Annotated in this window: 25 protein-coding genes; 17 read left to right on the top strand and 8 right to left on the bottom strand. The window is 67.0% G+C overall.

Annotated elements, in window-relative coordinates; genetic code table 11:
- Positions 1-736: 736 nt before the first annotated feature.
- Complete coding sequence (locus tag ACQY72_RS16155; protein WP_428154852.1) at positions 737-1,519, bottom strand: thiazole synthase; 783 nt, start codon at positions 1,517-1,519, stop codon at positions 737-739.
- A 115-nt stretch (positions 1,520-1,634) separates the two neighbouring features.
- On the opposite strand from ACQY72_RS16155, the gene ACQY72_RS16150 reads away from it, so the two are divergent.
- Both ACQY72_RS16150 and ACQY72_RS16145 read left to right on the top strand, forming a co-directional pair.
- Positions 1,635-1,907, top strand: a complete 273-nt coding sequence (locus ACQY72_RS16150) for a type II toxin-antitoxin system Phd/YefM family antitoxin (protein WP_428154850.1) — start codon at positions 1,635-1,637, stop codon at positions 1,905-1,907.
- Positions 1,904-2,290 (top strand): type II toxin-antitoxin system VapC family toxin, encoded by a 387-nt coding sequence (locus ACQY72_RS16145; protein WP_428154848.1) that lies wholly within the window; start codon positions 1,904-1,906, stop codon positions 2,288-2,290. Before ACQY72_RS16150 ends, ACQY72_RS16145 begins: the two co-directional genes overlap by 4 nt.
- On the opposite strand, the gene thiS is transcribed toward ACQY72_RS16145, so the two are convergent.
- On the bottom strand, positions 2,291-2,491 hold the full coding sequence (gene thiS / locus ACQY72_RS16140) for a sulfur carrier protein ThiS (protein ID WP_135193027.1): 201 nt from the start codon (positions 2,489-2,491) through the stop codon (positions 2,291-2,293). It lies immediately after the preceding gene.
- Positions 2,492-2,849: 358 nt separating this feature from the next.
- On the opposite strand from thiS, the gene aroQ reads away from it, so the two are divergent.
- The 6 genes from aroQ (at position 2,850) to lepB (ending at position 7,800) form a co-directional block, all read left to right on the top strand.
- Positions 2,850-3,308 carry a type II 3-dehydroquinate dehydratase gene (gene aroQ / locus ACQY72_RS16135; protein WP_428154846.1) on the top strand — a complete coding sequence of 153 codons (459 nt, stop codon included), beginning with the start codon at positions 2,850-2,852 and terminating at the stop codon, positions 3,306-3,308.
- Positions 3,309-3,355: 47 nt separating this feature from the next.
- A complete protein-coding gene (accB, locus tag ACQY72_RS16130) occupies positions 3,356-3,841 on the top strand; it encodes an acetyl-CoA carboxylase biotin carboxyl carrier protein (protein ID WP_428154844.1) in 486 nt (161 codons plus the stop codon).
- Between the two features lie 9 nt (positions 3,842-3,850).
- Complete coding sequence (accC, locus tag ACQY72_RS16125) at positions 3,851-5,206, top strand: acetyl-CoA carboxylase biotin carboxylase subunit (RefSeq protein WP_428154843.1); 1,356 nt, start codon at positions 3,851-3,853, stop codon at positions 5,204-5,206.
- A gap of 29 nt (positions 5,207-5,235) precedes the next feature.
- Complete coding sequence (locus ACQY72_RS16120; RefSeq protein ID WP_428154841.1) at positions 5,236-6,252, top strand: 2-hydroxyacid dehydrogenase; 1,017 nt, start codon at positions 5,236-5,238, stop codon at positions 6,250-6,252.
- Positions 6,249-6,929, top strand: coding sequence for a leucyl/phenylalanyl-tRNA--protein transferase (gene aat / locus ACQY72_RS16115; protein WP_428154839.1), 681 nt, complete (start codon positions 6,249-6,251; stop codon positions 6,927-6,929). The genes ACQY72_RS16120 and aat overlap by 4 nt, the downstream gene beginning before the upstream one ends.
- Before the next feature lie 97 nt (positions 6,930-7,026).
- On the top strand, positions 7,027-7,800 hold the full coding sequence (gene lepB, locus ACQY72_RS16110; protein ID WP_428154837.1) for a signal peptidase I: 774 nt from the start codon (positions 7,027-7,029) through the stop codon (positions 7,798-7,800).
- Between the two features lie 179 nt (positions 7,801-7,979).
- Here the strand turns inward: lepB and ACQY72_RS16105 are convergent, their stop codons facing one another.
- Genes ACQY72_RS16105 through ACQY72_RS16095 form a run of 3 tightly spaced genes read right to left on the bottom strand, consistent with a single transcriptional unit; the run spans position 7,980 to position 9,384 of the window.
- Positions 7,980-8,321 (bottom strand): EF-hand domain-containing protein, encoded by a 342-nt coding sequence (locus tag ACQY72_RS16105; protein WP_428154836.1) that lies wholly within the window; start codon positions 8,319-8,321, stop codon positions 7,980-7,982.
- A gap of 26 nt (positions 8,322-8,347) precedes the next feature.
- On the bottom strand, positions 8,348-8,995 hold the full coding sequence (locus tag ACQY72_RS16100) for a DUF2155 domain-containing protein (RefSeq protein WP_428154834.1): 648 nt from the start codon (positions 8,993-8,995) through the stop codon (positions 8,348-8,350).
- Positions 8,992-9,384, bottom strand: a complete 393-nt coding sequence (locus ACQY72_RS16095; RefSeq protein ID WP_428154832.1) for an NADH:ubiquinone oxidoreductase subunit NDUFA12 — start codon at positions 9,382-9,384, stop codon at positions 8,992-8,994. The genes ACQY72_RS16100 and ACQY72_RS16095 overlap by 4 nt, the downstream gene beginning before the upstream one ends.
- A gap of 207 nt (positions 9,385-9,591) precedes the next feature.
- Between ACQY72_RS16095 and ACQY72_RS16090 the strand changes: the two genes are divergently transcribed.
- From ACQY72_RS16090 to ACQY72_RS16080, 3 genes are all read left to right on the top strand, one after another.
- The gene (locus ACQY72_RS16090) at positions 9,592-12,210 is read left to right on the top strand and encodes a TSCPD domain-containing protein (RefSeq protein ID WP_428154830.1); all 2,619 of its coding nucleotides are present in this window, start codon (positions 9,592-9,594) and stop codon (positions 12,208-12,210) included.
- A 574-nt stretch (positions 12,211-12,784) separates the two neighbouring features.
- Positions 12,785-13,276 (top strand): pentapeptide repeat-containing protein, encoded by a 492-nt coding sequence (locus ACQY72_RS16085; RefSeq protein ID WP_428154829.1) that lies wholly within the window; start codon positions 12,785-12,787, stop codon positions 13,274-13,276.
- An 81-nt stretch (positions 13,277-13,357) separates the two neighbouring features.
- Positions 13,358-14,245, top strand: coding sequence for a pentapeptide repeat-containing protein (locus ACQY72_RS16080; protein WP_428154827.1), 888 nt, complete (start codon positions 13,358-13,360; stop codon positions 14,243-14,245).
- Between the two features lie 72 nt (positions 14,246-14,317).
- On the opposite strand, the gene aspS is transcribed toward ACQY72_RS16080, so the two are convergent.
- Positions 14,318-16,150, bottom strand: a complete 1,833-nt coding sequence (gene aspS, locus ACQY72_RS16075) for an aspartate--tRNA ligase (protein ID WP_428154825.1) — start codon at positions 16,148-16,150, stop codon at positions 14,318-14,320.
- A 164-nt stretch (positions 16,151-16,314) separates the two neighbouring features.
- Here aspS and ACQY72_RS16070 point away from each other — a divergent pair, with 164 nt between their 5' ends.
- The 5 genes from ACQY72_RS16070 to ACQY72_RS16050 all read left to right on the top strand — a co-directional run bounded on the left by ACQY72_RS16070 (position 16,315) and on the right by ACQY72_RS16050 (position 21,813).
- Positions 16,315-16,602, top strand: a complete 288-nt coding sequence (locus ACQY72_RS16070; protein WP_428154824.1) for a YciI family protein — start codon at positions 16,315-16,317, stop codon at positions 16,600-16,602.
- An 86-nt stretch (positions 16,603-16,688) separates the two neighbouring features.
- The gene (locus ACQY72_RS16065; RefSeq protein WP_428154823.1) at positions 16,689-17,378 is read left to right on the top strand and encodes a chromosomal replication initiator DnaA; all 690 of its coding nucleotides are present in this window, start codon (positions 16,689-16,691) and stop codon (positions 17,376-17,378) included.
- Positions 17,379-17,509: 131 nt separating this feature from the next.
- Positions 17,510-18,013, top strand: a complete 504-nt coding sequence (locus tag ACQY72_RS16060) for a DUF3617 domain-containing protein (protein ID WP_428154821.1) — start codon at positions 17,510-17,512, stop codon at positions 18,011-18,013.
- A 96-nt stretch (positions 18,014-18,109) separates the two neighbouring features.
- Positions 18,110-20,326, top strand: a complete 2,217-nt coding sequence (locus ACQY72_RS16055; RefSeq protein ID WP_428154819.1) for an RNA degradosome polyphosphate kinase — start codon at positions 18,110-18,112, stop codon at positions 20,324-20,326.
- Complete coding sequence (locus ACQY72_RS16050) at positions 20,326-21,813, top strand: Ppx/GppA family phosphatase (RefSeq protein ID WP_426016324.1); 1,488 nt, start codon at positions 20,326-20,328, stop codon at positions 21,811-21,813. Before ACQY72_RS16055 ends, ACQY72_RS16050 begins: the two co-directional genes overlap by 1 nt.
- 44 nt (positions 21,814-21,857) lie before the next feature.
- Here the strand turns inward: ACQY72_RS16050 and rnd are convergent, their stop codons facing one another.
- A complete protein-coding gene (rnd, locus tag ACQY72_RS16045) occupies positions 21,858-23,006 on the bottom strand; it encodes a ribonuclease D (protein WP_428154817.1) in 1,149 nt (382 codons plus the stop codon).
- Between the two features lie 79 nt (positions 23,007-23,085).
- Here rnd and purM point away from each other — a divergent pair, with 79 nt between their 5' ends.
- On the top strand, positions 23,086-24,123 hold the full coding sequence (gene purM / locus ACQY72_RS16040) for a phosphoribosylformylglycinamidine cyclo-ligase (protein ID WP_428154816.1): 1,038 nt from the start codon (positions 23,086-23,088) through the stop codon (positions 24,121-24,123).
- 26 nt (positions 24,124-24,149) lie between these two features.
- Here purM and ACQY72_RS16035 read toward each other — a convergent pair whose 3' ends face one another.
- The gene (locus ACQY72_RS16035; protein ID WP_428154815.1) at positions 24,150-25,760 is read right to left on the bottom strand and encodes a S10 family peptidase; all 1,611 of its coding nucleotides are present in this window, start codon (positions 25,758-25,760) and stop codon (positions 24,150-24,152) included.
- Positions 25,761-25,896: the final 136 nt, after the last annotated feature.

Genomic DNA, 25,896 nt, shown 5'->3' with positions numbered 1-25,896 from the left:
GGGACGACGGGGTTTCGGGCGGGCCATGCGGGTCTCCGGGCAGGTGTGATCAGCCTCGCGCTTTCGCTGCGAAGTTGGTGGAGGGCTGGGCGGAGCGCCGGGCCTTCGCCCGGAGTGTGAGTTTGTAAGTACCGTTTCGACGAAGGGTATGACGCTCCGCGCGGTTGGTTGGCCTGCAAGCTCGGGGCGTCGAGCGGTGGCGGTCTTATCGCCTAACCCCATAAGCCTGCGACGGGTCGGCGGGGTCTGCGAAACCCCGTCCCGAGTGCGATCGAGTATCCCCCTCGACCCTCCGACGGCGTGTCGCCGTCGGCGCGGGCCGTTTCAGACCCGCTCCCGTTCCATCCGCTCCCGCCGCCGCAAGGTCGCAGGCCAAGCGAGCCCTCCGGGCGACGGGACGGGTTTAGAATACGCGCGTTTCGGAGGGGGGATGGCAGAACGGGGACATAATTCGGCAAGCGATTGAAATCACTCCGAATGGACCAGCGTCATTGTGATGGCTGGAGCGCGTTTCTCCCTCCCCTTCATGGGGAGGGGCGGCGAAGCAGAGCGCAGCCGGGGTGGGGCAGTATGAAGCGTCTCCGCTGCCCTCACGGCCCCACCCGGATCGCTGCGCGATCGTCCCTCCCCATGAAGGGGAGGGAGAGGCGCCTGTGGGACTTCAAGAGCCCCTCCACCACGCTTCGCGCGGTCCCCCTCCCCACGATGTGGGGAGGAGACAATGTGCGCCGACCTCTTAAATCAGTCCCGCCAGCGGCGACGACGGATCCGCGTACATCCGCTTCGGCATACGCCCGGCCAGATAGGCGTCGCGGCCGGCGATGACGGCGTGTTTCATGGCGCGGGCCATGCGGATGGGGTCCTTGGCGCCGGCGATGGCGGTATTCATCAGGACGGCGTCGCAGCCCAGCTCCATCGCCAGGGTCGCATCCGAGGCTGTGCCCACGCCGGCATCGACCAGGACCGGCACCTTGGCCTGTTCGACGATCAGGCGGACGTTGATGGGGTTCTGTATGCCCAGGCCCGAGCCGATGGGGGCGGCGGCGGGCATGATGGCGGCGGCGCCGGCGTCTTCCAGCCGCTTGGCCATCACCACGTCGTCAGTGCAATAGACCATGACGTCGAACCCGTCCTTGATCAGCAGGTCCAGCGCCCGCAGCGTCTCGATCATGTCGGGATAGAGGTGGGCGGTGTTGGACAGCACCTCCAGCTTGACCAGGCTCCATCCCCCCGCCTCGCGCGCCAGGCGCAGGGTGCGCACCGCGTCCTCGCCGGTGAAACAGCCGGCGGTGTTGGGCAGGAAGGTGAAGCGGTCCGGCTTCACATAATCGACCAGCATCGGCTGGTTCGGATCGGTCAGGTTCACCCGGCGCACCGCCACGGTCACGATCTCGGCGCCCGCCGCCTCGGCGGCGGCGGCGTTCTGGGCGTAGTCGACATATTTGCCGGTGCCCACGATCAGGCGCGAGGTGAAGGTGCGGCCAGCGACGGACCAGGTTTCGGAAGCTGTATCGGTCATGGGTGGTGACCTACGCGCCCCGGCCGCGAAGCGAAAGGCCGAGAAGATCACACCGCGTTGCGGGGCTGCGTCGAATGAACTAAACTAAGTGAACTAAGTTCACAGGAGCGACGTCATGGAGACGGTCAACATCCATCAGGCCAAGACTCACCTGTCCCGCCTGATCGAGAAGGCGGCCAGGGGTGAGTCCTTCATCATCGCCAAGGCCGGCAAGCCGATGGTTAAGGTGACGGCGATTGAGGAGGCTGCGCCAGTGGACACCTCGCGCCGCTTTGGATTTATGCGGGGCGAAATTCAGGTGCCTGATGACTTCGACACGATGGGCCAAGCCGAGATCGAGGCGATGTTCTACGGCGATGGAGTGCATGAGGACGGCCACAGCCGATGAGGTTGCTGATCGATACGCATCTGCTGCTGTGGGCGTCGGAGAACCGGGCGCGCCTTCCCGTTCAAGCCGCCAGTCTGATGGCCGATCCGGATAACGATCTGATCTTCAGCGCCGTCAATATATGGGAGATCGTCGTCAAGCGTGGACTGAATCGTGCCGACTTCGGTGTTGATCCCCTCGCCTTCCGCCGCCGGTTGCTGGCGGCAAGTTACGAAGAGATTCCAGTGACCAGCTTGCATACTCTGGAACTGAGCGGACTGCCCTTGATCCATCGCGACCCTTTTGATCGCCTGCTCATCGCTCAGGCCATCGCCGAAGGCGCTCGTCTTGTCACCGCAGACAGTCAGATCGCCTTCTATCCTGGCCCGATCATCAAGGTCTGATCAGCCGCCGCCGACGAACTGAACCAGTTCGATGCGGTCGCCCTGGGCCACAGGAGTGGCGGCGTGCAGGGACTTGGGCACGATCTCCAGATTGCGTTCGACGGCGACCTTGCGGGGGTCCAGCGACAGTTCCTCGACCAGGGCCAGGATGGTGGCGGCCTGGACCTGGCGGGGTTCGCCGTTGAGGTGGATCTGGTGCACGCGTCTGGTCTCCGGGCGTTGGCGACATCAGAGTTTAGGTTGGGGCCTGAGATAGACGCTGGCGGCCGGTTTCGCCAGACGGCGTGCTTAGCCGGCCTCGAACAGGAAGGCGCCGACAGCCACCGCCACGGCCGCAAAGGCGGCCACCACGGTGCGAAGGATCAGTTTGCCGTCTTGGCGCATCGTCTGCGCTCCCACAGGCTGTCCCGACCGGGGACGAATGAGGCCTTGGCTGCGAAATCCGCGCCACTGCGGCATGACCTTGGGTAAGGTTCGGTGCGGGGACCGTTTGACCCAGGCCCTGCGTCGGCTAAAAGGCCCCTCTTGTGCTGCGAAGCAGCGCCCGATTCCGGAAACCATGGCCGAAACGCCCGTCATTCATGTGCTGAACGGCCCCAATCTGAACCTGCTCGGGGTTCGGGAGCCGGACATCTATGGCCACGACACCCTGGCGGACATCGAGCAGCGCTGCGTCAAGGCGGCTGCCAAGGTAGAGGGCGGCGCGACCGTCGTGTTTCGCCAGACCAACCACGAGGGCGTGCTGGTGGACTGGATTCAGGAAGCCCGTGAAGGCGCGGACGCCCTGATCATAAATCCGGCCGCCTATGGGCACACCTCGGTGGCGCTGCACGATGCGCTGAAGACTTTGTCGATCCCGGTGATCGAACTGCATCTGTCCAACCCGGCGGCGCGCGAGGCGTTTCGCCATCACTCCTATGTTTCGTCCGCGGCGACCGGCGTCATCGCCGGCTTCGGCGCGGTCGGCTATGAACTGGCCGTCCAGGCGGCTCTCACCAAGGTTCGGGAACGCGGCTGAGGCCCGTCCCGTTTACTCAAGACCACGAAAGACAAGGCGCAAATCCAATGGCCGATGACAAGAAACACGCCGAAATCGACGCCGCCCTGGTTCGCCAGCTGGCCGACATCCTGAACGAGACCGACCTGACGGAAGTCGAAGTCGAACGCGGCGATCTGCGCATCCGCGTCGCCCGCGAGATCACGGTCAACGCCGCACCGGTGCAATACGCGGCTGCGCCGGCACCGGTCGCTGCGCCTGCCGCCGCCGCACCGGCTTCCATGCCGTCCGATCCCGCCACCATCGTCGCCCGATCCGGCGAAGAGGTGAAGTCGCCCATGGTCGGCACCGTCTATCTGCAAGCCTCGCCGGAAGCGCCGGTCTTCTGCCAGCCGGGCGACAAGGTCAAAAAGGGCCAGACCCTGCTGATCGTCGAGGCCATGAAGACGATGAACCCGATCCAGGCCCCGCGCGACGGCGTGGTCCTCGACATCCTGGTCGGTGACGCCCAGCCGGTCGAGTTTGGCGAGCCGCTCGTCCTGCTGGAAGCCTAAGGCGCCCTGATGTTCACCAAGGTTCTGATCGCCAACCGCGGCGAGATCGCGCTACGCATCCATCGGGCGTGCAAGGAGATGGGCATCTCCACCGTCGCCGTGCATTCCGAAGCCGACCGCGGCGCCATGTGGGTGCGGCTGGCCGACGAAAGCGTCTGCATCGGCCCCGCCTCGGCCGCCAAGTCGTATCTGAACATCCCGTCGATCATCGCGGCGGCGGAAATCACCGGCGCCCAGGCCATCCACCCCGGCTATGGCTTCCTGTCCGAGAACGCCCGTTTCGCCGAGATCGTCGAAGCCCACGGCATGACCTTCATCGGTCCCAAGCCCGAACATATCCGGGTCATGGGCGACAAGATCAGCGCCAAACAGACCGTGATGGACGCCGGCATCCCCGTCGTCCCCGGCTCCAAGGGCGAGGTCGAGACCGTCGAGGCGGCCATCGAGGCCTCCAAGGCCATCGGCTTCCCCCTGATCGTCAAGGCGGCGGCGGGCGGCGGCGGACGCGGCATGAAGGTTGCCCTGACGCCCGACGACCTGGTCGAGGCGGTGCAGACCGCCCAGTCCGAGGCCAAGGCCGCGTTCGGCAACGGCGCCGTCTATATGGAGCGCTACCTCCAGAAGCCGCGCCACATCGAGATCCAGGTCATCGCCGACAGCCACGGCAATGTCGTCCACCTGGGCGAGCGCGACTGCTCGCTGCAACGCCGTCACCAGAAGGTGCTGGAAGAGGCCCCCTCGCCCGCGCTTTCCGCCGAAGGCAGGAAGCAGATCGGCGAGACGGTCAACAAGGCCATCGCCGCCATTGGCTATCTGGGCGTCGGCACCATCGAATTCCTGTGGGAGGACGGCGAGTTCTTCTTCATCGAGATGAACACCCGCCTGCAGGTCGAGCATCCGGTCACGGAAATGATCACCGGCGTCGACCTCGTCCGCGAACAGGTGCGCATCGCCGCCGGCCTGCCGCTGTCCTTCACCCAGGAGGACATCAAGTTCCAGGGCCACGCCATCGAGGTGCGGATCAACGCCGAGAACCCGGAGACCTTCACCCCGTCGCCGGGCAAGATCACCGACTTTCACGCGCCGGGCGGCCTGGGCGTGCGTCTGGATAGCGCCATCTACGCCGGCTATTCGATCCCGCCCTATTACGACAGCCTGATCGGCAAGCTGATCGTCCACGGTCGCGACCGCGAAGAGGCCATCGCCCGCCTGAAGCGGTCGCTGAACGAGATCGTCATCGGCGGCGTCGACACCACCATCCCCCTGTTCCAGAAACTGTTGCAGGAGCCCGACATCCTGTCCGGCGATTACGACATCCACTGGCTGGAGAAGTGGGCTGCGCGCCAAAAGGGCGACAGCGCCTGACGCCTGGCTGAAACAAGAGGAACCGGCCCATGCGCATCGCGGTCTTTGCGACCAAGGCCTATGATCGCCGGTTCCTCGATCTCGCCAACGTTGACTTTAGACATGAACTGACCTGGTTCGAGCCGCGCCTGGACGCGGCGACGGCGCCGCTGGCCGCCGGGTTCGATGCGGTTTGCGTCTTCGTCAATGACCGGCTGGACGCCGCCGCGTTGACCCTGCTGGCGCAAGGCGGGGTGCGGGTCGTGGCGTTGCGATGCGCCGGCTACAACAATGTCGATCTGCGCGCGGCCGAGGCGCTGGGCCTGACGGTCATCCGCGTGCCGGCCTATTCGCCCGAGGCGGTGTCCGAGTTCACCCTGGGCCTGCTGCTGGCGATGGATCGCAACATTCCCCGCGCCTCCGCCCGCGTGCGCGAGAACAACTTCGCGCTGGACGGCCTGATCGGCCGCAACCTGTCGGGACGCACCGCCGGGGTCGTCGGCACGGGCCGGATCGGCGCTTTGGTCGCGCGGGCGCTGAGGCTGGGTTTCGGCTGTGAAGTCCTGGCGCACGACGTGGTCGAGGACGCCGAACTGTCCAAGATCGGCGTGCGCTACGTGGATCGCGAGACCCTGCTGCGTCAGTCGGACATCATCACCCTGCATTGCCCGCTGACGCCGGAGACGCGTCATCTGATCGACGCGGCGGCCTTGGCCATGGCCCGGCCGCGCGTGATGATCGTCAACACCAGTCGGGGCGCCCTGATCGACACCCAGGCCCTGATCGACGCGCTGAAGAGCCGGCGTGTCGGCGGCGTCGCACTGGACGTCTATGAGCAGGAAGGCGATCTGTTCTTCGAGGACCTGTCGAACGAGATCGTTCAGGACGACGTGTTCCAGCGGCTGCTGACCTTCCCCAACGTCCTGATCACCGGACACCAGGCCTTCCTGACCGAGGAGGCGTTGACGGCCATCGCCGTGACCACCCTGTCGGGGCTGAGCGAGATCGAGGCCGGCCGCGTCCCCGCCAATCGCGTGACCCCAGACCAGATCCGCCCCGCCGCATGACCGAACCCGATTTCAGCGCCAGCGGCCCGTTCGGCGGGTTCGGGCCGGAGGACCTGCTGGCCTGTTATGCGCGCGGCGTGTTTCCGATGGCCGAGGCGCGCGACGATCCGCGTGTCTTCATCATCGAGCCGGAACAGCGCGGCGTCGTGCCTCTGGACGCCTTCCACATCCCCAGCCGTCTGCGTCGCACCTTGCGGGGCGAACCGTTCGAGGTCCGGGTCGACACCGCCTTCGAGGCGGTGCTGGACGGTTGTGCGGCGGCGCAAGGGCCGGATCGCGAAGACACCTGGATCAACGGGCCGATCCGGCGGCTGTATGCGGCCCTGTTCGCCATGGGGTTCGTCCACTCCATCGAATGCTGGCGAGACGACCGGCTGGTGGGCGGCCTGTATGGGGTGTCGCTGGGCGGGGCCTTCTTCGGCGAGAGCATGTTCAGCCGCGAGCGGGATGCGTCCAAGGTGGCGCTGGTGCATCTGGTCGCGCGGTTGCGCAAGGGCGGCTGGACCCTGTTGGACGCACAGTTCCTGACCGACCATCTGAGCCAGTTCGGCGCGGTGGAGACACCGCAGGCGGCCTATCTTGACCGGCTGTCGCCGGCGCTGACGATCAGGCCGGATCAAGCGGTTTTGCGTGCACCCCTGACCGGCGTCGAGGCGGTGGCTCTGGCTACGGCCTGATGGCGTCCGCCTGATCTGTCCGGACACTATTTTCAGCCTGTCCCGACAGGTTCGGATTGGCGTCGGCGGCGGGTCTGGCGGTCAATGCCGGGATGGGATGATCCAGCCCCCATCCGCCCTATCCAAGGCCCCGCCCCGCTCGACCGTCCTGCGCGAGGTGCGAGAGATCGCCGTGACTCTGGTCGTAGCCCTGATCCTGGCGACCCTGCTCCGCATCCTGCTGTTCCAGCCCTTCACCATTCCGTCGTCGTCGATGGAGCCGGGGCTGGTGACCGGCGACTATATCGTCGTGTCGAAGTACGCCTATGGCTGGAGCACGGCGTCGCTGCCGTTCAGCCCGCCCATGGCGCCGGGGCGGGTGATGGGGCGCGAGCCTCGGCGTGGGGACGTGGTGGTCTTCCGCCTGCCGCGCGATCCGAAACAGACCTGGATCAAGCGGGTCGTGGGCCTGCCCGGCGACACGGTTCAGGTGCGCGGCGGCGTGGTCTTCGTCAACGGCGACGCGGTGCGCCAGACCCGGCTGGATGTCGTCGCCGACCATGACGCGCTCCAGCGCCGGGTGCAGCAGGTGCGCGAGACCCTGGCCGACGGGCGGACCTATGTGACCTATGACGGCGGGCCGGACCTGCAGGGCGACGACACGCCCCTGCGCCGCGTGCCTCGGGGTCAGTATCTGATGATGGGCGACAACCGCGACAACTCTCTGGACAGCCGCTGGCCGCCCGAGGTCGGGGTCGGCCTGCTGCCGGCCGAGAACATCATGGGTCGGGCCGAAGTAGTTCTGGCCTCGTGGAAGCCGGGCGCCAGCCTGTTCAAACCGTGGACGTGGTTGAACCTTCAGTGGGACCGGTTTTGGGTTCGGATTAGGTAGGTCGGGATATCGCCCTCTCCACAAAATCCGTCACCCTCGGGCTCGTCCCGAGGGCCCACCGTTGACCCTCACTCGGGCGCTAGATGTTGGAACGCGCTGCCTGAATGCCGATCCACCGCATCTGCATCCGCCGTGGGTCCTCGGGACAAGCCCGAGGGTGACGGAAAATGGGGTGATGTTTAGCGCGAGCGATATTCGTCGAAGCTGACGACGCCGTCGTGGTTGCGGTCCATCCGGTCGAAGGCGGCGCGGCTGGGCGGCGAAGATTGGGCCAGGGAGGGCGCGGCGACGGCGCCCAGGGCCAGGCCGGCGACGGCGGCGGCGAGCAGCGGACGCCAGCCCAGGCGGGGCGCACGTCGCGTCGCCGAGTTCTGGCTCAGTTCGGCCTCGATGAAGCGGCGGATGGCGTCGCTGGCGGTGCGGCCCTCGGCGCGGCAGCGGGCCATGAAGGCGGTCTTGGTCGCGTGGGGCAGCCGGATCTCGACCGTTTCGCTTTTCTTGAGCGGCTTATCGCGATCCATCCTCAGCCTCCTCGCGGCGTGAAAGGTCAGTTCTTACAGCCCACGATCCAGGCGTCGTAATAGGGGTTCTGGACACCGCTGACGGACGGCGACGAGGCGAACATCCAGCCGCGGAAGATCTGGCGGGGCGCGGTCTCGCGGCCGCGCGGCTGCAGCGACACGTCGATATAGGCGATGGCGTCCTCGGTCAGCTCGTCCGGGGTGGTGACCTCGCAGGCGCGGGCGGCGAAGATCAGGTTGCGGTTGAAGCGCACGGGGCGACCACCGACCTCGACCTCGAACTTCATCGACTCGGCCGTGACCTTGTCGATGGCCTGTATGATCGCGAACTTGCGACGCTGGCGACGGGCCGGGGTGTCGGGCTGTTCGATGGCCTTGGTCGCGACGGGCCGCTCGGCCTTGATCTCGTCCTCGGCCTTCTCCTCGACGGCGGCGTCCTCGGCGATGACGATAGCTGGCGGCGGCGTCACCGCGACGGGCGAACGCGGCGCGGGCGCGCCGGCCGGCGGGCTTTCGGTCGGCACGGAGGGCGTGGTGCGCAGAATGTCGCCGATGGGATCCTGGACTGGGCGGGCGTCACGCGGCGCGTCCTGCAGCACGCTGGCGGTCACCGCGCCGGCGCTCAGCACGCCCACGACGGCCGCTGCGCCCAACAGGATGCGGCGCGTTTTCACTCCGGCGTCCAGGCCTGATAGTCGCCGGTCGCAGCCGGGCGCTTGGCCTCGTTGGCCAGCGAGCCGGGCGGACGCCAGGCCAGGGGGGTGCCGGTCATGTTGGGCATGTGATCCTTTTCCCACACGCGACGCGGCAGCGGCTGCTCGGTAGGAGGCAGGTCGAAGGTGTAGTGCAGCCAGCCGTGCCAGTCGGGCGTCACCTTGGACGCCTCGGCATAACCGTCATAGATGACCCAGCGACGCTTGCGGCCGTCGTAGCTGACGTTGTCGCGGCTCTCGAAATAACGATTGCCGTTCTCGTCCTGGCCGACGAAGCGACCGCGCTTGGCGATGGTGAAACGGGTGCCGATCGTGGCGCCCTCCCACCAGCCGAAAATCTTGCTCAACACGTCGTGGAATCCAACCGTAAGGGTTCGCCGAAAAGGGAGGCGGCGTCTGGCGCGGATCATAGAAACCCGCGCGCTCTTCGTCCAGCGTTCAGGCGGGGGCAGTTGAATCGATATCTTGTGGGCAATACGGCCTGAGCACACCAGATGTATTGGCGAAGCGGCGCGCGACCGCCTAGGCTGGTCCGAACCTTTCGGAGAGACGCCGCCATGCGCTTTCAATCCGGCTTCGCCGTTCGCGCCGAACGAGTCGCGATGGAGACCCGCGCCGTCGAACGCCCCGCCAGCGTGCAGCAGGTGCTGGCGCCCACCGGCTGGTCCGACGCTCAGATCGAGGCCTGGCTGGACTGGGTCGAGGCGGCGGGTTTCGCGACGCCGATGTCGGGCGACTGGCTGAACGGCGGCGTGGACGCCTGGGTCGAGCGGTTGGCCGCGACCGGCGTGATGGAGGGCGTGTTCGACCGGGTCGAGGCCGCCGCGTTCGCAAGCGAACTGTCAGGCGCATTCAAACTGGGCCTGGCGGCGCCGGCGGGATCGGGGCCGGTCGCAGCCGGCGTCGTTGATCTGAACGATCCCGGCGCGGGCGCTAGTCTGATGACACACAGCGGCAAGAGGGCTGCGGCGCGGCTGGGCACCCAGGCGGCGCAGGCGCTGGCCGATGCGCTGGCGGGGGTGGCTGATGCGGTGGACCGTTGCGAAGGCCCGCGCGGCGACTGCGGCGATCCCTCGCGCAATCCGGCCCTGGGTCGGGCCGCGGCGCTGGCGCGACGGTGCGGGGCGAGCGACGCCGACATCCTGAGAGCCGTCGACGGCGAACGGCCGGCGATGGCGCTGGAGCCGACGGTCGAGGGCGCGCCCCTGGTCGCCCTGGCGGATCGGACGCAGATCGCGGCGGGCGCGCCGGAGGCCCTGCTCGCGGCGGAAGCGACGCTGGACGGCGGGCTGATCGTCGCCTTCGACCCACGCGACGCAGAAACCGCGACGGCGACGACGGGTCGGGCCGTGATCGACCTGGGCGCCGTGCTGGCGCTGGGCGGCGACGCGGCGGCCGATCTGGCGGGTCTGACGCAGTTGTTGACGGTGGCGCTGGACCTTCAGGCCGCGACGCCCGGCGTGATCGCCCTGGGGCTGGACGGGTTGCTGGAAGCCCTGGCGGCGGACAATGATCGAACAGGTCGGGCGCAGGCGTTCGCGGGACTGGTCGCGGCGACGGCGGCGCAGACCTCGGCCGAGTTGGCGAGCGTGCGCGGTCTTTGCCCCGATTGGGACGATCTGAAGGGCGCCGCCGCCGAAACCCAGACCGCGCGGCGCGACGTGCTGAAAGGGCTGACAGCCCCCCTCGCCGCCGTGGCGTCGAAAGCCTTGGCGGTCGCCCCAAAGGCGCGCCGCCATTCGGCCATCGGCCTGTTCGTCGAGGATGCGGAGGCGCGGCTGCGGCTGGGGCTGGGCCGGATCACGGCGGTCGATGTGTTCCAGACGGCGGACGGCGAGATCGGTCGTCGGCTGAACCCTGCCCTGGCGGCGGCGATCTCGGCGGCGGGCGGCGATATCGAGGCGGCGGAGCGGTGGACGTTCGGGCGGCGCACCCTGGTCGAGGCGCCAGGCATCGATCACACGGCCTTGCGCACCCTGGGCTTCACCGACATCGAACTGGCCGCCATCGAGAACGCCCTGGCCTGGGCCGAAGATTTCGACACGGTCTTCGCCGCCCCGGTCCTGGACCCCGGTTTCATCCGCGACGTGCTGGGCGTCGAGGACGGCGACGGCCTGTTGCTGACCCTGCTGGGCGTGTCCGAAGAGGCCGAGACGGCGGCGACGCGCTGGGTCTTCGGTCATGGCGACCTGAGCGATTGGCCCGAGGCGCCGGCGTCCGTCGCCGCCCTGCTGGCCGATCCGGCGGCGGCCGCAGCCGACCTGCGGCGCGCCATCGAACCGTTCAGCGACTTAGCCGACGTTGCGGTCGAACCGATGGACTGGCGCACCACCTCGGCCCAAGCCGCAAGGCTGCTGAGCCAGGGCGCATTGGACGGCCGTCGCGCCATCCGCCTGGCCCGCGCCGCGCCGCCGGCCGGTCCGCTGTTGTCCTTGCCGAACATCGAGGCAGGGCGGGCCGAGCCTGTGCGCGAAACCCCTCGCCCCACGCCCACCGAACGGGTCGTCGAGCGCGTGATCGAGCGGGAACGGGCCCGCCGCAAACTGCCCGACCGGCGCAAGGGCTATATCCAGAAGGCCGCCGTCGGGGGCCACAAGGTCTATATCCACACCGGCGAATACGAAGACGGCGAGTTGGGCGAGATCTTCATCGACATGCACAAGGAGGGCGCCGCCTTCCGCAGCCTGATGAACAACTTCGCCATCGCCATCTCCATCGGCCTGCAATACGGCGTGCCGCTGGACGAGTTCGTGGACGCCTTCGTCTTCACCCGGTTCGAGCCGGCCGGGCGCGTGACCGGCAACGATTCCATCAAGTCGGCGACCTCGATCCTGGACTACATCTTCCGCGAACTGGGCGTCTCCTATCTGGACCGCGACGAACTGGCCAACGCCGGGACCGACGACCTGAACGCAGACGGGCTGGGCGACGGCAAGCCCGACGCCAACGCGGCCGTGCCCGCCGCCCGGTTCATCTCCAAGGGTTTCGCGCGCGGATCGGCGCCCGACAATCTGGTCGTCCTGCCCTTCGGCAAGAAGGCCGAGCCCGAGCCGCGTCATGTGGCTGACAGCGAAGCCGTCGCCTGCCCCGCCTGCGGGGATTTCAGCCTGCAGCAACGCGGCGCCGCCTGGGTGTGCGACACCTGCGGAGCCGCGCCAAAGGCAGTCACGCCTTGAATTCGAAATGGTGGGCTGCGTTAGCGAGCATCAGCCCAATCTGGCTATCGCTGACTGCAATCGCGGGAATATTTGTCGGGTTGATGAATCATGGCGCTCCCACAACTTGGGGGGCTGCATTCTTTATCTTTGCTATAATTCTGCAATGGGGCTGGATCTACGGCGTCCATCGGATCGCACTCTACCCATTCGATACGAGGCACTGGCTCTCGCGTGACTGGTCGTACTTGTTGGGTTTCGCCTTTCTGGTTGCGAACGTCACCCTGACGCTTGGGCATCCAAGAGATGGAACGTGGGTCAGCGATCTCAACGATTTTGTCGGCTTTTCATTCATGCTTTTCGCGTTCGGTACGGCTTCGAATGCGGCCGGCGCAGTTTCAGATAGCTCGCCACGTCTTCGACCCGCTTTCTCTGATCGAACCGTTCTAGCGATTGGCTTCATCGCAGCACCAATCGGCGCATGGCTTTTAAAGCCAAGGTTAGATCAACTTCGCGCGGCTTCGGAGGTCAGGGGTAGGTTAAGGGTTATGGCCTAGGGTTTGCTGACAGACGATCAAACGTCGGAGCCCGGTCCATGAAACGCACACTCATCCTCGGCCTGATCGCCGCCCTGCTGGCCGTCGCCGCGCCCGCCCTGGCCCAGAACGCAGGCCAGATCGCCAGCGTGAAGCGCGGGTCGTCTTGCGCCGGCTGCAACCTGTTCCAGGGGGACTTCTCGGGGCTGGAGGCGCGGGGCCTGAATCTGTCGGGCGCGCGGCTGCGTCAGGCGGACCTGAGCCTGAGCGTCATGAACCGCACGCGGTTTTCCAACACCGACATGCGCGACGTCGAGGGCTATGGCGGCGTGTTTTCCGGCTCCAACTTCTCGCGCGCCAACCTGACCAACGCCAGTTTCGTCGGCGCCTATCTGGAAGGCGCAAGCTTCTCAGGCGCGACCTTGTCGGGGACCAATCTGTCGGGCGCCCAGCTGACGCGGGCCACCGGCCTGACCCAGGGCCAGTTGAACCAGGCGTGCGGCGACGAGTCGACCGTCCTGCCGCGCGGGCTTCGCATTCCCGCCTGCTGAGGGTCTTCGACCTTGCCTGGATTTCATGAAGTTACCTCGATTTAAGTAGGTATGGCAGGGGTTTCGGGGCATTCAGGTCTCGTGAAACAGATCGCTGAACATATCCGGGTCAAACCCTCGCTGGCGCTTCTTGCGCTCGGGACGGCGCTCATCGCCTCGCCGGCCTTCGCCGGGGTGGAGATGTCGATGCAGGACCGCGACGTGGCCCGTTCGGTGTCGCTGGGCGGATCGTGCAACCGCTGCGAACTGTCGGGCCGCAACCTGACCGGCGCGACCTTCACCGGCGCCAGCTTCATGAACGCCACCCTGGTCGGGGCCAATCTGCGCGGCGCCGAGATGATGGGCTCCAACTTCACCGGCAGCGATTTCAGCCGCGCCAATCTGTCGGGCGTCGAGATCGTCGGGGCCAACTTCACCTCCGCAAACTTCACGGGCGCCCATTTGAATGGAGCCGAGGCGCAAGGGTCGTCCTTCGTCCGCGCCAACCTGACCCGCGCCGACCTGTCGGGCGGCGAGATGCACGGAGTGAACTTCAACGGCGCGACCTTGGCGGGGACCAACTTCTCCAACAGCGAACTGTTCGGGGCGACGATCACCAATGTCCGCGCGGCCGGGGCCAACTTTTCCAACGCCGAGGTCAACGCCTCCAACCTGTCGGGCGGCGACTTCTCGAACGCGGACTTCTCGAACGCCAGCCTGGACGGGGCGCGACTGAGCGGCGCGAGCTTCTCGCGCGCCGATTTCTCGAACGCCTCACTGCGCCGCACCGACATCCGGGGCGCCGACCTGTCGAACGCGCGCGGCCTGACCCAGGACCAGATCAGCGAGGCCTGCGGCGACGGCTCGACCCGCCTGCCCGGCCGCCTGACGGCCCAGGCCTGCCGCAGCACCTCGATCCGCATCATCCGCTCGCCGCCCGCCCCTCCGGCGCCGCCGCGCGTGCGCAACTTCGTCAACGCCGGGAACTAACGGCGCAGTCCAATGCAAAAAGGGGACGCCTCGCGGCGTCCCCTTTGTCGTATTCGGCGATGTCGGCTCGATTTAGACCTTGATCGGCAGGGCCGTGCGGATGTGGACATCCTTCAACTGACGCTCTTCCGCTTCGGTCGGGGCGTTCATCAGCAAGTCTTCGCCCTGCTGGTTCAGCGGGAAGGCGATGACCTCGCGGATGGCCGTTTCGCCGGCCAGCAGCATGACAATCCGGTCGATGCCGGGGGCCAGGCCGCCGTGCGGCGGCGCGCCGTAGCGGAAGGCGTTCAACATGCCGCCGAACTGTTCTTCCACCACCGAGGCGTCGTAGCCGGCGATGGAAAAGGCCTTCAGCATGATCTCGGCCTTGTGGTTCCGGATCGCGCCCGAGCACAGCTCATAGCCGTTGCAGACGATGTCATACTGATAGGCACGGATGGTCAGCGGATCCTGGGTCTCCAAGGCCTCCATCCCGCCCTGCGGCATCGAGAAGGGGTTGTGGCTGAAGTCGACCTTCTTCTCTTCTTCCGACCATTCGAACATGGGGAAGTCGACGATCCAGCAGAACTTGAACTGGTTCTCGTCAATCAGCTTCAACTCCGTGCCCACGCGGGTGCGGGCCAGGCCGGCGAACTTGGCGAAGGTTGAAGGCAGGCCGGCGGTGAAGAAGGCGGCGTCGCCCTGGCCCAGGCCCAGCGAGGCCATCAGGGCCTGCGTCGGTTCCTGACCCAGGTTCTTGGCGATGGGGCCGCCCCAGGCGCCCTGGTCTTCGGACCAGAAGATATAGCCCAGACCCGGCTGGCCCTCGCCCTGCGCCCAGGAGTTCATGCGGTCGCAGAAGGCGCGCGAACCGCCGGTCGGCGCCGGAATGGCCCAGACGGCGTTCTTCTCGTCCGCGCCCAGGATCTTGGCGAACAGGCCGAAGCCGCCGTCGCGGAAGTGATCCGACACCACCTGCATCTTGATCGGGTTGCGCAGGTCCGGCTTGTCCGAACCATACCAGGCCATCGACTGGGCGTAGGTCAGGCGCTCGAAGCCCTTGTGCTCGAACGTCTCGCCGAAGTCGTTGGTGAAGACATGGACCCCGTCGATGGCCGAGACCGGCTTGCCCTCGCCGAACTCCTCGAACACGCCGTGCATCAGCGGTTCGATGGCGGCGAAGACGTCTTCCTGGGTCACGAAGCTCATCTCGACGTCGAGCTGGTAGAATTCCAGCGAACGGTCGGCGCGCAGGTCCTCGTCACGGAAGCAGGGCGCGATCTGGAAGTAACGGTCGAAGCCCGAGACCATCAGCAGCTGTTTGAACTGCTGCGGCGCCTGCGGCAGCGCATAGAACTTGCCCGGATGCAGACGCGACGGCACGAGGAAGTCGCGCGCACCCTCCGGCGACGAGGCGGTCAGGATCGGCGTCTGGTACTCCAGGAAGCCCTGGGCGACCATGCGCTGGCGGATCGAGGAGATGACCCTTGAGCGCAGGACGATGTTCTTGTGCAGACGCTCACGACGCAGATCCAGGAAGCGGTTCGCCAGGCGGATGTCCTCTGGATACTCCTGATCGCCGAAGACCGGCATCGGCAGTTCGGCGGCTTCCGACAGGACTTCGACGCCTTGGACGCGGACCTCGACCTCGCCGGTCGGCAGGTTCGGGTTGACCACTCCGGCTTCGCGGGCGACGACCTCACCGTCGATCTTGATCACGCTCTCGGCGCGCAGGCGCTCGACGGCCGCAAAGCCGGGCGTTTCGGGGTGCAGCACCAGTTGCGTCAGGCCGTAATGGTCGCGCAGGTCGATGAACAGCAGGCCGCCGTGATCGCGCTTCCTGTGCACCCAGCCGGACAGGCGAACGGCGGAACCGGCGTCGGAGGCGCGCAGGGCGCCGCAGGTGTGTGAGCGGTAGGCGTGCATGGAACAGACCGTCTGGAGACTTTGGCGGTGGAATCCGACGCCGTCGGCGCCCGAAATCGAAGCGGCGTAGGGCGCATCATCGCCCCGGAAAGTCAAGGTTTCGGCCGTTGCAAAGCCTGCCGTCCCGCATGATATCTGGCGCTCCCGTCCCACCTGAGGCCGCCATGTTCATCGTCACCATCACCTACACCCAGCCGATCGAAGCCATCGAGGCCAAGACGGTCGAGCATCGCGAATGGCTGGACACCTATGTCGCCAGCGGTCTGATCATCGCCGCCGGGCCGATGGTTCCGCGCACCGGCGGCATCCTGGTGGTGCGCAGCGGCGGGACGAAGGAAGAGCTGGAAGCCCTGTTGAAGGCCGATCCGTTCCAGGTTCATGGCCTGGCCGACTATGCGGTCACCGAGTTCAAGGCGGGCAAGCTGAACCCCGCCCTGGCCGAATTCGCCTGAATTCATCCACAGGGGCGAGGTTCGCTCCCCGGAACCAACAGAGGCGGCCTGACGCGGTTAACACTGGCCTCTGCTAAGACGGGGTCATGACCGCGCTGAGCGCCCCGCCCCGTCCGACCGCCGAACAGCTGCGTCTGCCGCTGGAGCGTCATGTCGTGGGCGAGGCCTTCGTGACCTCGGACAGCAACGCCGAGGCCGTTTGCGTGCTGGCGCGCTGGCCCGATGGCGCGGGGGCGGTGCTGGCCCTGCATGGGCCGGCGGGATCGGGCAAGAGCCGCCTCGCCGCCCACTGGGCCGAACGGGTCGGGGCCGTGCCGCTGAACGGCGCCGAGGCCGCCCTGATCGATCCGCTGGAGCTGGAAGGTCGGCCTGTGCTGCTGGACCGGGCGGCCGATGCGGACGACGAGAGCCTGTTTCACCTGATCAACCTGGCCAATTCGGGCGGCGGCGCCCTGCTTCTGGTGTCGCGCTCGGCGCCGCGTCAGTGGTCGGTCGACCTGCCCGATCTGCGTTCGCGTCTGGACGCCGTGCGCGCCGTCTGCATCTCCGCACCCGACGACGCCGTCCTGTCGGCCATCCTGCGCGCCCGCTTCGCCGAGCGCAGCATTACGCCGGCCGACGACGTGATCGACTATCTGGTGCGCCGTCTGGACCGGTCGGCCGACACCGCCGCCGCCGTGGTGGAACGGCTGGACGCCCTGCACCGCCCGGTCACCCGCGTCCTGGCCCGTCAGGTGCTGGATGCGATGGACGCCGCGCTAGACACCGACATCTGAGCCCTAAAAGCCCACATATCGGGATATGCACAGCTTTGCCGTCAGATCGCGCGAGGATTTTGAACGCACAGCTTGGCCTTGTCGTTGAGCCTGAGGAGCGGCAAAGCGCTCCACAAACAGGAAACGTCCAAATGCGTGTTCAGCTTGTCCTGATTTCCGCCGTCGCCCTGCTCGCGGCCTGTTCCAACTCAGAAGAGACCAAGACCGCCGCCAATGGCGAGCCTGCTGCGGCCACGCCTGCCGCCCTGGCCGCGCCTGAACCGGGCCTGTGGCAACAGACGGTGTCCGGCGCCCAGATGCCGCAACCGATGACGGTGAAGATCTGCGTCGGCGAAACCGCGCCAGGCGCCAACCCCTTCAACGCCCCGCAAGCCGGCGTGACCTGTAGCGAGAATACGGTCAAATCCACGCCCGGCGGCGCCGAGTTCCATGCCGTCTGTAACGCCCAGGGCATGACCGTCACCTCGGACGGCAAGGTCACGGGCGACATGCGCACCGCCTACAAGGTGGACATCACCACCAAGACCAGCGGCCCCAACGTCCCGCCCACGATGGCCGAAATGAAGATGAGCGTGGACGCCAAACGTCTGGGCGATTGCCCCGCCGGCGTCGCGCCGAACGCGGTCGTTCAGTAATCGAAGGGATCGGGGCGACATCGCGTCGCCCCGATCATCTCACGATTTTATCCGCGCCCGCTTGCGGCCGTCACAGACGCGCGCGAGAACCGGATCATGACCGACGCCGCGATCCATGACGACACCCGAGGCGAGGAAGTTCCCGCCTCTCGCGCCCCTCAACTGGCGCTGAGCGAGGAGCTGATGGCCTCGCCGACCCGGTTCTTCAACCGGGAGATCTCGTGGCTGGCGTTCAACGAACGCGTGCTGGAAGAGGCGGCCAACCCCAACCACCCGCTGCTGGAGCGGCTGCGTTTCCTGTCGATCTCGGCCAATAACCTGGACGAGTTCTTCATGACCCGCGTCGCCGGCCTGAAGGGCCAGTTGCGCGAACGCATCCGCGTCCTGTCCGCCGACGGCCTGACACCCGGCGAGCAGCTGGACCAGATCAACGTCTCGGCCGGCGAGTTGATGGCCGAGCAGCAGCTGCGCTGGCGTCAGTTGAAGAAGGAGTTGACCACGGCCGGGATCGAGGTCGTCGATCGCCAGAAGATCACCAAGACCGAGAAGGATCGGCTGGAGCCCGAGTTCCTGAACCAGCTGTTCGCGGTCCTGACCCCGCTGGCCATCGACCCGGCGCACCCGTTCCCCTTCCTGCCTAACCTGGGCTTCTCGCTGGCGCTGAAGCTGAAGCGCAAGGGCGAGACCAAGACCTTCTACGCCCTGGTGCCGGTGCCGACCCAGGTTCAGCGGTTCTGGCAACTGCCCACCGACGGCCGGTCCACGCCGGGGCATAAGCGGTTCATCACGCTGGAAAACGTGCTGCTGCTGTTCATCGACCACCTCTTCCCCGGCTGTGACGTGATGGAGAAGGGCGTGCTGCGCCTGATCCGCGATTCGGACATCGAGATCGAGGAAGAGGCCGAGGACCTGGTGCTGGAGTTCGAGGAGGCGCTGAAGCAGCGTCGCCTGGGCTCGGTCGTGCGGGTCAAGATCGAGGCGTCCATGCCCGCGGACCTGCGCGACTTCATCGTCGGCGAGTTGGAGGCCGCGCCCCAGGACGTGGTGCTGGTGGACGGCATGCTGGGCCTGGCCCAGCTGTCGGACCTGATCGGCGGCGGCCACCCCGACCTGAAGTTCAAGGGCTATGAGCCGCGCTATCCCGAGCGGGTGCGCGACAACGGCGGCGACGTCTTTGCGGCCATTCGCGAAAAGGATCTGTTGATCCACCATCCGTTCGAGAGCTTCGACGTGGTGGTGCAGTTCCTGCGTCAGGCGGCGCGCGATCCCAACGTCATCGCCATCAAACAGACCCTGTACCGGACCTCCAAGGACAGCCCCATCGTCGCCGCCCTGATCGAGGCGGCCGAGAACGGCAAGAACGTCACCGCTCTGGTCGAGCTGAAGGCGCGGTTCGACGAGGAGGCCAACCTGCGCTGGGCGCGGGCGATGGAACGGGCCGGCGTCCACGTCGTCTTCGGCTTCGTCGAATACAAGACCCACGCCAAGCTCAGCGTCGTCGTACGGCGCGAGGGCGAGGCGCTGAAGACCTATTGCCACTTCGGCACCGGCAACTATCACCCGGTCACGGCCAAGGTTTACACCGACCTGTCGCTGTTCAGCTGCGACCCGGTACTGGGGCGCGATGCAACCAAGGTGTTCAACTACATCACCGGCTACGCCACGCCGGACCATCTGGAGGCGGTGGTCGTTTCGCCGCTGAACATGAAGTCCACGCTGATCGAACTGATCGGCAAGGAGATGTCGGCCGCGGCCATGGGCAAGCCGGCCGCCATCTGGGTCAAGCTGAACTCGCTGGTGGATGTCGAGATCATCGACGCCCTGTATCGCGCCAGCCAGTGGGGCGTGCGCATCGACCTGGTGGTGCGCGGCATCTGCTGCCTGCGGCCCGGCGTGACGGGCCTGTCGGAGAATATCCGGGTCAAGTCCATCGTCGGACGGTTCCTGGAACACAGCCGCATCGTCTGTTTCGCCAACGGCAAGGACCTGCCGCACGACAAGGCCAAGGTCTTCATTTCCTCGGCCGACTGGATGACGCGCAACCTGGATCGTCGGGTCGAGCTGATGACGCCGATCCGCAACGCCACCGTCCACGACCAGGTGCTGGACCAGATCATGGTCGCCAATCTGAAGGATGATGCGCAAAGCTGGGTTCTGGACGCGGAAGGGCGCTATACACGCGTCACCCCAGCGGACCCGGAGCGGCCTTTCTCGGCCCACAAATATTTCATGACCAATCCCAGCCTGTCGGGCCGAGGCCGCAAGGCCAAGAGCCTGCCTGCCGTCCTGCGTTACGAGCGTCCCGGCCGCTGATGCCCGACATCACGCTTACCGACCGCGACATCGCCGCGATCGACATCGGTTCCAACTCGGTGCGGCTGGTTCTGTACCGGCTGGAGGGCCGGGCGATCTGGACCGTCTTCAACGAGAAGGTGCTGGCCGGCCTGGGCCGCGACCTGCCGACGACACGCAAGCTGTCGCCCGAGGGCGTCGTCATGGCGATGACGGCCCTGCGCCGCTTCGCCGCCGTGCTGGAAGGCGTGCGGCCTGATGCGACCCTGATCGCCGCCACCGCCGCCGTGCGCGAAGCCATCGACGGGCCGGAGTTCTGCCAGCGCGTCGCCGCCGAGACCGGTCTGAACATCCGCGTCCTGAGCGGAGAGGAAGAAGCGAAATACGCCGCCATGGGCGTGCTGGCCGGCGCCCCCCTGGCGCACGGCGTCTCGGCCGACATGGGTGGGGCCAGCCTGGAGCTGACGCGGCTGAACGGAAATGGCGTCGAGCACGGCCTGACCCTGCCGCTGGGGCCGTTCGCTTTAGCCGACGGCAAAGGGTTCGACGCCGAGCGCATCAAGGCCCGGATCGACCAGGCGCTGAAACCCGTCGCGGCCCAGTTCCAGAGCGATCGCCTCTATGCCGTCGGCGGCGCCTGGCGCACTCTGGCCCAGGTGCAGATGACGCTGAAAGCCTATCCGCTGAGGGTGGTGCATCAGTATCAGATGTCGGCCGAAGACGCGCTGGAGACCGCGCGGCTGGTCGCGCAGCAGTCGGTCGCGAGCCTGGCGAAACTACCGGGCGTGTCCAAGAAACGGGCCGAGACCCTGCCCTATGCCGGACTGGTGCTGGAGGGGCTGATCCAGCACCTGGGCCTGAAGTCGATCGAGATGTCCGCCTGGGGCGTGCGCGAGGGCCTGTTGTTCGAGACGCTGGACGAGGCGACGCGCACGGCCGATCCGCTGCTGGCCGGCTGCAGAGCCTTGGGCGGACGACAGGGCGTGGCCCCGGCCCTGCCCGGCGCGCTGAACGGCTGGATTTCCGAGATCGTCGCCGCCCTTCCCGCCGTGTTCGGCGAGGAACGCGACGCGGTCCTGGTCGCCGCCGCCTGCCGTCTGGCGGACCTGGGCGCCCGGCTGCATCCGGATCACCGGCTGGAACTGGTGTTCGACCAGGTGCTGCGCGCGCCCGTCGCGGGCATCAGCCACGTCGAGCGCGCCTTCCTGGCCAGCGCCCTGAACGCCCGCTACGGCGGCGGTCCCGCCACCCCCCAGCCCGAGATCATCGAGCGGCTGCTGAGCGGCGACGCCGCCAAACGCGCCCGCGCCATCGGCCTGGCCATTCGCCTGGCCTGCGACCTGTCGGGCCGCTCGCCGCAACTGCTGGCCAATGCGACGGCCAAGGTGAAGGGCGGCGACCTGCGCCTGACTGCGACCGAAGGCTACGCCGACGTTCTGCTGGGCGAGCAGACAAAGAAGCGCGCCAAGGCCCTGGCCGAGGCGATGGATCTGGGACTGAAGATATAAGGCAACCCGTCTCCTCCCCGCTTTGTGGGGCGGAGACGACGTCCCTACTCGATCTCGACGATCTCGACCCGCGCGCCGTTCAGCACCAGGGCGATCTCGCCGCGTTTCAGCTTCAGCGCGTCTTCGCCGAACAACTGACGGCGCCAGCCCTTCATCGCGTCCACATCGGCGTCGTCGCTGATGGCGATCTTTTCCAGGTCCGACACGGTGGCGATCAGCTTGGACGCCACGCCGGCGTTGTCGCTCTTGGCCTTCAGCAGCACTTTCAGCAGTTCGACCACAGACGGCGGGGCCGGCTGGCGGTGGGCCGGGCGTTCCATGTCGGGGGCGTGCGATTCGGGATCGGCCAGGACGCGCTTCAACTCCTCGGCCAGTTCCAGACCCAGGCGTGACCCGCCAAACCCCTTCGGCACCGAGCGCAGACGGTTGAAGGCCTCGACGTCCGTCGGCGTCTGCTGGGCGATCTCGTCGATGCCCTCGTCTTTCAGAATACGGCCGCGCGGCTGATCCCGCTCCTGCGCCGCACGCTCGCGCCACACGGCGACGGCCTTGAAAGCGGCAAGGTATTTGGCCGAGAACTTCTTGGGTTTCAGTCGCTTCCAGGCGTTTTCGGGATTGGTGTCATAGATGGCCGGATCGGTCAGAGCCGCCATCTCGGACATCACCCAGTCCAGACGGCCTTCCTTCTCCAGCCGGTCGCGCAGCTTGGGATACAGGGCCGCCAGGTGGGTCACGTCGCCCAGAGCATAGACCAGCTGGTTCTCCGACAACGGCCGGCGCGCCCAGTCGGTGAAGCGGCTGCCCTTGTCCACCTCGATGCGCAGCGTCTGTCGCACCAGCGAATCATAGGCGACCTGTTCGCCGAACCCGGCGGCCATGGCGGCGACCTGGGTGTCGAACATCGGCTTGGGCATGGCGCCCAGGCGCACGAAGATTTCCACGTCCTGGCGACAGGCGTGGAAGACCTTGACGATCTTCTCGTCGCGCAACAGGTCCAGGAAAGGCTCCAGGTCCAGGCCTTCCGCCATCGGATCGATGATGGCGGCGTGTTCGGCCGAGGCCGCTTGGATCAGGCACAGCCTGGGCCAGTAGGTCGTTTCCCGCATGAATTCGGTATCGACCGTGATGAAGGGTGCTGTGGCTACGCGGGCGCAGAATTCGGCCAGCGCCTCGGTGGTGGTGATCGGCGTCATTCCGATGCTATAGCCCCCCGCATCCTACCTGTGGCAAGAGCCGCGCTGCATTTCCGCCCCGATTCAGGCCCTAGATCCCATGAGCGACACCCAAAAGCCTCTCGAAAACGGCCTGACCTACGCCGATGCGGGCGTGGACATCGACGCCGGCGAACTGCTGGTCGAACACATCAAGCCCCTGGCCAAGTCCACGGCCCGCCCCGGATCGGAGCCGTCGCTGGGCGGATTCGGCGCACTGTTCGACCTCAAGGCCGCCGGGTTCGAGGATCCGCTGATCGTCACCACGACGGACGGCGTCGGCACCAAGCTGAAGATCGCCATCGAGACCGGCCGTCATGACGGCGTCGGGGTCGACCTGGTCGCCATGTGCGTCAACGACCTGCTGGCGCAAGGCGCCGAGCCCCTGCTGTTCCTCGACTATTACGCCACCGGCCGTCTGGAGATCGACGCCGCCCGCCGCGTCGTCGCCGGCATCGCCGAGGGCTGTCGCCAGGCGGGCTGCGCCCTGGTCGGCGGCGAGACCGCCGAAATGCCGGGCATGTACACCGACGGCGACTATGACCTGGCCGGCTTCAGCCTGGGCGCCGTCGAGCGCGGCCACGCCCTGCCCTATCTGGATCGCCAGGCGGCCGGCGACATCATCATCGGCCTGGCCTCCACCGGCCCGCACTCGAACGGCTATTCGCTGGTGCGCAAGGTGGCCGAGAAGTCCGGCCTGGCCTGGGGCGACGACGCTCCGTTCGCCAAGGACCGCTCGCTGGCCCAGGCCCTGATGGAGCCGACCCGCATCTATGTGAAGCCGGTCCTGCCGCTGATGAAGGCGGGCTTGGTCAAGGGCGCGGCCCACATCACCGGTGGCGGCCTGATCGAGAACCCGCCCCGCTGCATCGCCGAGGGTCTGCAGGCGGCGTTCGACTGGAACGCCTGGCCCATGCCCGCCGTCTTCCAGTGGCTGGCCGAGACCGGCGGCATCAGCGACCACGAGATGCGCCGCACCTTCAACTGCGGCGTCGGCTTCATCCTGATCGTCGCGCCGGAGAACGCCGAGCCGGTCCTCGCCGCCCTGCTCAACGCCGGCGAAGTCGCCTTCGTCTGCGGACAGCTGGAAGCGGCCTAAACCGCTTCCAGCATCTGCGGAGGGGCCTAGCGAACCCCGCCGTTGGCGGTCTCGCGGTAGAAGCGCGACAGGTCCGCGTGCAGCTTCACCAGGGCGTCGTGGCTCAGGTACATCATGTGCCCGCCCTCGTAGTAGGTGAACTCCAGGTTCGGCCGCAGGCTGGGTTCCAGCATCATCTGGGCCAGGTCGAACTCGGTCGAGAAGAAGGGCGTGGCGGCGTCGTAATAGCCGTTCAGCGCCATCACCTTCAGATACGGATTGCGCCGCATCGCCGTGGCCAGATCGACCGCCGTGTTCGGCGTCGTCTGCGGCCCGCCCACCGGCGGACGGTGGCTCCAGTTCCAGTTGAAGCCCGGCAGGCCCCGCGCCGACATCCTGTATTCGACGTCGGTCTTGTAGTTCAGCTCATTGGCCACATAATCGCGGAAGATGCCGAAATAGGCCCCCGTCACGGCAGAGCTGGACGGGTCGTCCTCCGGCTCGCCGCCCGACGCATCCTCATCCAGACCCAGATAGCGGGTGTCCAGACGGCCGATGGTTTGACGCCGGTCGCGTAGCAGTTCCTTGCGGAACGCGCTCAAGTCCACCCGCATATTGGCGTTGTCGATGAAGTTGGTCGACAGGCCGGTCAGTTCACTCATCTGGCGTACGATATCGGCGCGCTCGGCGTCCGAGATCATGTGCCCCTTGGCCAGGGCCGAGGCATAGGGGCCGAGCGCGAAGTCGCGCGCCCGCTGAACCTGTTCCTCGACGGTCGCCGCCGGATTGGCCAGTTTGCGGTGATACCAGGCCGTCGCCGCATAGGTCGGCAGCAGGGCGACGAAGTTCTGGGGATAGCCGGGCTGGCGCACGCCATAGTTCATGATCGACGACAGCAGCACCACGCCGTTCAGCGACATGCCCCGGTCTTCCAGCTGGAACGCCACGGCGCCGGTGCGCAGCGTGCCGTAGGATTCGCCGATGATGTATTTCGGGCTGGACCAGCGGCTGAACTTGGTCGTGTAGCGCATGATGGCGCGGGCGAAGGCGTCGGCGTCCCCGTCCACGCCCCAGAAGGTCGAACCCTGCGTCTCGCCCAGCGGCCGCGAGAAGCCGGCGCCCACCATGTCGATGAAGACCAGGTCCGTCTGGTCCAGCAGGGTCATGTCGTTGGGACCGAAGGCGAAGGGCGCGGGCCGCACCACGGTCGGCTCGTCGGTCTGGACCCGCATCGGCCCGAACGACCCCATGTGCAGCCACACTGTCGGCGAGCCCGGCCCGCCGTTGTAAAGATAGGTCACCGGCCGCGTCCCGACCGGCTGACCGTCCAGCGTATAGGCTGTGTAGAACAGGCTGGCGGTCGGCATGCCCGCATCGTCGCGGATCGTCAGCGTGCCCGCCGTCGCGTGATACCGCAGGGCCTTGCCGTGGGCGTTGACCGAGTGGGCTGTGACAACCTCGGCTTCCTCGACCGGCGCGCGCGCCCAGTCCTTCTCGATCGCCTCGGCGTTGGCGTTGCGGAATCGGTCGGTCGCCGAACGCATGGCCGAGCCGCCACCGTTATTGCTGGTGCTGTTGGCCCCGCTTTCCTGAGCCAGCGCCGCCACGGGCGCGCCCAGCATCGCGGCGATGGCCGCGAGGCAGATCAGTTTCTTCATGCGATAGTCCCCTGTACGCGCCGATCACAACGCCCCTCTTCGGACGACCGGCGGCGCACGCTAGCGTCCGAACACAGCCGACAACAAGCGGCGATCGCGTTTGAACCTTGCCAAGGCCCGCGCGCGCCGTCATGCG

Origin of the sequence: Brevundimonas sp. (assembly GCF_965279155.1) — a bacterium.
Lineage (GTDB): Bacteria > Pseudomonadota > Alphaproteobacteria > Caulobacterales > Caulobacteraceae > Brevundimonas.
This window is presented reverse-complemented; position numbering and strand designations above follow the sequence as displayed.